Annotated in this window: 6 protein-coding genes; 3 read left to right on the top strand and 3 right to left on the bottom strand. The window is 73.7% G+C overall.

Going from position 1 to position 6,300, the window contains the following annotated elements:
* Window positions 1-169 precede the first annotated feature (169 nt).
* Window positions 170-1,600 carry a hypothetical protein gene (locus ACZ6SD_RS30135; protein ID WP_465320404.1) on the top strand — a complete coding sequence of 477 codons (1,431 nt, stop codon included), beginning with the start codon at window positions 170-172 and terminating at the stop codon, window positions 1,598-1,600.
* 143 nt (window positions 1,601-1,743) lie between these two features.
* The gene (locus tag ACZ6SD_RS30130) at window positions 1,744-2,709 is read left to right on the top strand and encodes a LysR family transcriptional regulator (protein WP_465320403.1); all 966 of its coding nucleotides are present in this window, start codon (window positions 1,744-1,746) and stop codon (window positions 2,707-2,709) included.
* Between the two features lie 7 nt (window positions 2,710-2,716).
* On the opposite strand, the gene ACZ6SD_RS30125 is transcribed toward ACZ6SD_RS30130, so the two are convergent.
* Genes ACZ6SD_RS30125 through ACZ6SD_RS30115 form a run of 3 tightly spaced genes read right to left on the bottom strand, consistent with a single transcriptional unit; the run spans window position 2,717 to window position 5,091 of the window.
* Entirely contained in the window at window positions 2,717-3,442 is a 726-nt protein-coding gene (locus ACZ6SD_RS30125; protein ID WP_465320402.1) for an SDR family oxidoreductase, read from the bottom strand.
* Complete coding sequence (locus ACZ6SD_RS30120; RefSeq protein ID WP_465320401.1) at window positions 3,439-4,134, bottom strand: TetR/AcrR family transcriptional regulator; 696 nt, start codon at window positions 4,132-4,134, stop codon at window positions 3,439-3,441. The genes ACZ6SD_RS30125 and ACZ6SD_RS30120 overlap by 4 nt, the downstream gene beginning before the upstream one ends.
* Window positions 4,135-4,173: 39 nt before the next feature.
* The gene (locus ACZ6SD_RS30115) at window positions 4,174-5,091 is read right to left on the bottom strand and encodes an AraC family transcriptional regulator (RefSeq protein WP_465320400.1); all 918 of its coding nucleotides are present in this window, start codon (window positions 5,089-5,091) and stop codon (window positions 4,174-4,176) included.
* A 157-nt stretch (window positions 5,092-5,248) separates the two neighbouring features.
* Here ACZ6SD_RS30115 and ACZ6SD_RS30110 point away from each other — a divergent pair, with 157 nt between their 5' ends.
* Window positions 5,249-6,298 carry a saccharopine dehydrogenase family protein gene (locus tag ACZ6SD_RS30110; RefSeq protein WP_465320399.1) on the top strand — a complete coding sequence of 350 codons (1,050 nt, stop codon included), beginning with the start codon at window positions 5,249-5,251 and terminating at the stop codon, window positions 6,296-6,298.
* The last annotated feature ends 2 nt before the right edge of the window (window positions 6,299-6,300 follow it).

Raw genomic sequence — 6,300 nt, 5'->3', positions numbered from 1 at the left:
CCCCCCCCCCCCCCCCCCCCCCCCCCCCCCCCCCCCCCCCCCCCCCCCCCCCCCCCCCCCCCCCCCCCCCCCCCCCCCCCCCCCCCCCCCCCGCCGCGTAAGGTCGGCTCGGAATGTCGAGCGCGGAATGTCAGCGCGGATGTCTCTGCGGAGTGAGGAGCCTCCCCCGGTGGACCGTGACGTCGTGATCGCCGAACTCGACCTGCTGACCGAGCTGGGGCCGAGGCTGACCGGGTCGCCGGAGCACGAACGGCTGGTCGAGCACGTCGCCGCGCGGTTCGCCGACCTTGGCGTCGAGGTCCACGAGGACGTTCTCGACTTCACCCGGTGGGACCTGCCCGCGACGCCGGAGGATCTGCGGCTGACCGTGGCCGGGCAGCCGGTGGAGATCGCCTCGGCGTTTCCCTACTCGGGCACGACCGGCGCGGCGGGGGTCAGCGGTCCGCTGCGCCGCCTGCGTGGTCCGCTGCCGCGCTGGTCCGCCGCGCGCGAGGGCATCGCCGTGGTCGAGGTCCGCAACCGGGAGCTTTCCTTCGGCGCGGTGGTGGGCAGCTGGGACCCGGGCGACCCGTGGGGCCGGTCGGCGAACCCGCTGATCCCGGCCACCCTCGCGGGCCTCGGACTCAAGCGGGCGCGCTCGGCCGGGGTCCGCGGCGTCGTGTTCGTCTGGCGCGGCATCAGCCCGGCCAACGCCCGCGGCCAGTACGTGCCGTTCACCCTGCCCTACCTGGACCTGCCCGCCGTGTTCGTCGCGGGCGACGCCGCCGACGCGGTGCTGGCCGCGGCCGACCGCGGCGAGCGGGCCGAGCTGGTGCTCAACGCGACCATCACGCCGAACGCGACCATGCGGACGGTGTGGGCGGCGGTGGAAGGCACCCGGCGACCTGAGGAGACCGTGCTGGTGGTCAGCCACAGCGACGGCACCAACGTCGCCGAGGAAAACGGGCACATCGGCCTGCTCGACCTCGCCGCCGACGTCGTCGCGCGGCCGCCGGAGCGCACCGTGGTGTTCGTGCTCGCCGCCGGTCACCTGCGCATCCCGGCGGTCACCACCGGGCACGGCCAGGCGATGAGCCGCTGGCTGGACGACCACCCCCAGTGGTGGGCGGGCGGCCCGGGGCAGCGGCAGGCCGTCGCCGGGCTCGGCGTCGAGCACCTCGGCGCGGTCGAGTACCGCGACGACCCTGACACCGGCGCCTACGGCCCCACCGGCAACGCCGAACCGGAGGTGCTCTACGCCTCCACCCCGGAGCTGCGGATGCTGGTGGACCTCGACTGGCGGGGCGCGCTGCCCGGGCCGACCCGGGTGTCCGCGCCGAACGCGGTCATCCAGTTCGGCGAAGGGCAGCCGCTGTACCTGAAGCGGATTCCCAACATCGCCCTGGTGACCGCGCCGCAGTACCTGCTCAGCCTCGAACCGGGCGACTACGTGGACGTGGACCTGCTCCAGCGGCAGCTCGACAGCTTCCGGCGGCTGCTGCGCCGCATGGACACCCTGCCCGCGGCCAGCATGGGCGTGATTCCCCCGCACACCCCGGCCCGCAAGATCGCCGCCGTCGGCAGAATCGTCGCGGGCATGGTGGGTCCACGCGGCCGGTGACCGTCCGCAAGGCGCTTTCCGGCGCTGTCATCAGACGACGGCGGCACGGGCGTTTTCACACGCCGCTGGCCGGAACTGTGGGCTTGTTCCCACGCGGTGGCCGGATATTTGCATAACGCCTCGTCAGAAGGCATAACTCTGGTGTGAGCGAGCTGGAATTGCGCCATCTCCGGGTGATCCGGGCGGTCGCCGATGCGGGCAGCCTGTCCAAGGCCGCCGTCCGGCTCGGCGTGTCGCAGCCCGCGCTCACCGCCCAGCTCCAGCGGCTCGAACGGCGCGTCGGCGGACTCCTGTTCGCCCGCACCGGCACCGGGGTGGTGCCGACCGACCTCGGCAGCTATGTGCTGACCACCGCGCGCGTGCTGCTCGCCGAGGTCGACGACCTGATGGCCGGGATCAAGCAGCGCACCCGCACGGCCGCCGGGGCGGGCCAGGTCCGGGTCGGCGGCCCGCCCGGGCTGATCGTGCCGCTGTTCGCCACCGCCATCGCCGAACGGCTCGGTGGCGCCGAGGCGGCCATCGACATCGACGTGCAACCGGCCGAACTGGTCCGCAAGGTGCTCGACCACAAGGTCGACTTCGTGATCCTGGAGGAGAACCCGGGCTTTCGCACCCCGCTGCCCGCCGCCCTGCACAGCCGCGTGACCTTGTCCGCGCCGCTGTTCGTCGCGCTCGCCGAGACCCACCCGCTCGCCGACCGCGGCGAGATCGACCTCGCCGACCTGGCCGAGGAGAGCTGGGTGGTGCCGCCGGTCGCGGAGGGCACCGAGCAACTCGCCTTCGTCCGCGCCTGCGCGGCCAGCGGGTTCGCCCCCAGGATCAAGCACCAGATGACCGACTCGACCACCACCCGGGCGCTGGTGCAGGCGGGCGCGGTCACCCTGGCCAAGCCGGTCGCCCGCGAGGGCAACGGCCTGGTGATCCGCGCCATCGCGGGCACCCCGCTGCGCCAGGAGATCGTGCTGGTGTGGCACGCGGAGAGCACGCTGGTGGGCGCGGCCGAGCACGCGCCCGCGTCGCTGCTGTCCGCCTACGCGCGGCTGACCGACACGAACCCGCTGTTCGCGGCCTGGTGGTCCGAGCACGCCCCGGCCGCCGCCACCGGCTGAGGCCCGGTCAGGCGATGCCGCCGTTGGCGCGCAGGACCTGGCCGTTGACCCACCGGGCCGGACCGGCGAGGAACGCCACGACCTCCGCGATGTCCTCCGGCACGCCCAGGCGCTCCAGCGGCGGCTGCGCGGCCATCCTGGCGATGGTCTCGGGGGCCTTGCCGTCGAGGAACATGGCCGTCGCGGTCGGGCCGGGGGCGACCGCGTTGACGGTGATGTCCTTGCCGCGCAGCTCCCTGGCCAGGATCATCGTGATCGCCTCGACCGCGCCCTTGCTCGCCGCGTAGGCGCCGTAGCCGGGCAGCGACAGCCCCAGCACCGACGTCGAGAAGTTGATGATCGCCCCGCCCGCCCGGACCCGCCGCGCGGCCTGCTGGTCGACGACGAACGTGCCGCGGACGTTGGTGCGGTGCAGCTGGTCCAGCACGTCGAGGTCCAACTCGGCGATGGGGGACAGCACGAGCCTGCCCGCGGCGTGGACGACCACGTCGACACCGCCGAAGGCCGCTTCCGTCGCGTCGAACAGGGCGGCGACCTGGTTCTCGTCGGCGACGTCCGCGCGGTGGGCGACCGCCTGTCCGCCCGCCGCCTTCACCTCCAGCACGGCGTCCTCGGCCTCGGCGGCGTTGCTGGCGTAGGCGATCGCGAGTGCGTAGCCGTCGGCGGCCAGCCTGCGCGCGGCGGCGCGGCCGATGCCGCGCGAGCCGCCGGTGATGATCGCGACGCGGGTCATGGGTGCTCCTCTGGGGTGTCGGAGAGTCGGGTGAGCCAGTCCAGCAACAGGGCTGTCTCGGTGGGGGAGAGCGCCGCGCTCGGCGCCTGCCGCAGCAGCGCGGCCAGCCGCGTGGCGGCCGAGGCGACACCTGCCTGCCCGGACCGCCCTGGCTCGCCGAGGATCGCCGCGTGCACGGCGTCGCGGACCCGGTGCGACAGTCCCGGGTCCGCGTAGAGAGCCGGGCGGGTGACCAGGACCAGGGCGACGCCGATGTTGGCCGCCAGCACCATGCGGGCGGCGGTTTCCGGCGACACCCGCAGCCGCCCGGCCGCCGCGCAGCGCCGCAGGACGCCCAACAGCAACTCGTGCGCCTCGACAGCGGCGGCGGGCGTGGCGGTGACGGCGGGGGAGTACATCAGCCGGTAGTAGTGCGGGTTGGCCAGGGCGAACGCGACGTGGCTGTCCCACCCGTCACGCAGGTCCCGAACCGGGTCGGCCGAGGGCGCCGCCGCCCGCTTGACGGCCAGGTACTTGTCGAAGCCATGGTCGACCACGGCCGCGAGCAGCCCCGCCTTGTCCCCGAACTGCCGGTAGAGCACAGGAGCGCCGACTCCCGCCGCCTCGCACACCGCCCGCGTCGACACATCAGCCACCGGCGACTCGGCAAGCAGCCGCGCCGCCGCCTCAAGCAGCGCTGTCCGGGTGTCCACGTATCAACGCTAACACACTTTCATTATCGCTGTTACCGACTAATCCGGCCGCGGGACCGCCTGCGCGGACCTCCGGAAACGGCCCGGCGGCTCCCCATGGTGGCGCTTGAAGGCGTGCGCGAAGGCGAACTCCGAGGTGTAGCCGACCCTGTGCGCCACGGCGGCCATGGAGGTGTCCGAGTCGCGCAGGAGCCGGGCGGCGAGGGTCATTCGCCACCAGGTCAGGTAAGCCAGGGGCGGTTGGCCGACCAGTGTGCCGAAGCGGCGGGCGAATGCCGCGCGGGACAGTCCCGCGTGCCTGCCCAGTTCGGCGACCGTCCACTGTCTGCCCGGGTCGTGGTGGATGGCGTTGAGCGCGGCGACCACGGCGGAATCCCGCAGGGCGGCGACCCAGCCGACCGCGCATGCCTGCTCGTCCAGCCACGCGCGCAAGACCTGCAAGACCAGCACGTCCAACAGGGCGGGCAGCATCGCGCCGGAACCGGGACCGGACCGCTCCAACTCCATGTCGAGCAGGTCAACGGCCGCGCGCAGCGCCGGGCGCCTGCCCGCCCGCGCCGACATGTGGATCACCTCCGGCAGTTCGCCGACCAGCGGATGCGCCCGCGCTTGGTCGAGCAGGTACGCGCCGCACACCGTGACCGTGTCCGCGGACTCGTCGCCGGACTGGTCGGACCGGACCATGGCCAGCGACGTGGCCGCGTGGGCCAGCGGCGTCGTCGGGCTGTCGGCGAGGCCATGCGCGCTTCCCCTCGGCAGGAACACGACATCGCCGGGCGCGACCGGGACGGGCGCGCCCTCGGGTGGGAACAACCAGCACTTTCCTTGCAGCACGATGTGGAACCCGGCGCCCGCGACGGCCGGGAACCGCAGGCCGAACGGCGCGGACCGCCGCGTCCGCGCCGAATGCGGGCGCCCCACACGCATCGCCAGCACCGCGTCGGAGAACACATCCACTCAGCGATCGTATCGCTGTAACTCCGATACCAAGACGTTCGCGCATAAAAGTGGGACGTAAAAGCATGGGAAGTCCATCGAGCCCGCCATACGGTGAGAAAGGCCGAATCTTTTCCGGCCAGATATCCACGTCCGCACTTCACGAACGGAGACTGCTGTGCTCATCGCCGTCTATGGCGCCAGCGGCTACCAGGGCAAACTCGTGCTCGCCGAACTGGCCCGCCGGGGCGCCGACGCGGTGCTCGTCGGCCGCGACGCCGAGCGCCTGCGGCACGCCGCGACCGCCGTCGGGCTCACCGCGAGCCCCCGGCGCGTCGCCGCGGGCGCCGACCACACCGCCCTCGTCGCGGCCTTCGCCGGATGCGCCGCCGTCGTCAACTGCGCCGGGCCCTTCACCGGCTCCGGCGAGGCCGTGGTGCGCGCCGCGATCGCCGCGGGCTGCCACTACGTCGACACCGCGGGCGAACAGCGCTACCTCAAGTCGGTCTTCGACACCTTCCCGGCCGCGGCGGAACAAGCCGGGGTGACCGTCGTGCCCGCCGCCAACGACGGCTGCGTGCCCGGCGACCTCATCGCGCACCTCATCGGCGACCAGGTCCCGTCGATCTCCGCGATCACCGTCAGCCACACCATCGTCGGCGGCGGGATGTCGCGCGGATCGGCCCGCTCCGCCCACCGCACCATCGACGCGCTCACCACCGGGGCCCTGACCTACCACGACGGCGACTGGCGCGTCGGGATGCCTGCCCGGCGGCCCTCGATCCTGCTCCCCGGCGCGGCGGAACCGACCGAGATGGCGAAGCTCGCCCTCTCCGAGGTCGTCACCATTCCCCGGCACGTGCGCGTCGACCACGTCGAAGGCGTGGCCGCGGGGGCGCTGCTGGCCCGGTTCAGCGCGCCGATCGCCGCCGCGGCCATCGAAGCCATGCCGGAGGGCCCCACCGACGAAGCCCGCCGCGCCCAGCGGTTCACCTACCTCGTCGACGCCGTGACCCCCGACGGCCACCAGGTCCGGGGGCTCGCCACCGGCCGCGACACCTACGGCGCCACCGCGGTCATCGCGGTCGAAGCCGCGCGCCTGCTCGCCGAAGACGGCGCCAAACCCGGCGTGCTGGCCCCCGCCCAGGCCTTCGACCCACGCGCGCTCCTCGACCTCCTCGGCGCCCACGATCTCGCCTGGAGCATTGACACCTCAGGCGTCCGCTGACC

This window comes from Actinokineospora sp. NPDC051303 (assembly GCF_055586285.1).
Note: the sequence above shows the minus strand (reverse complement) of the source record. Positions and strands in the feature narration are given on the sequence as shown.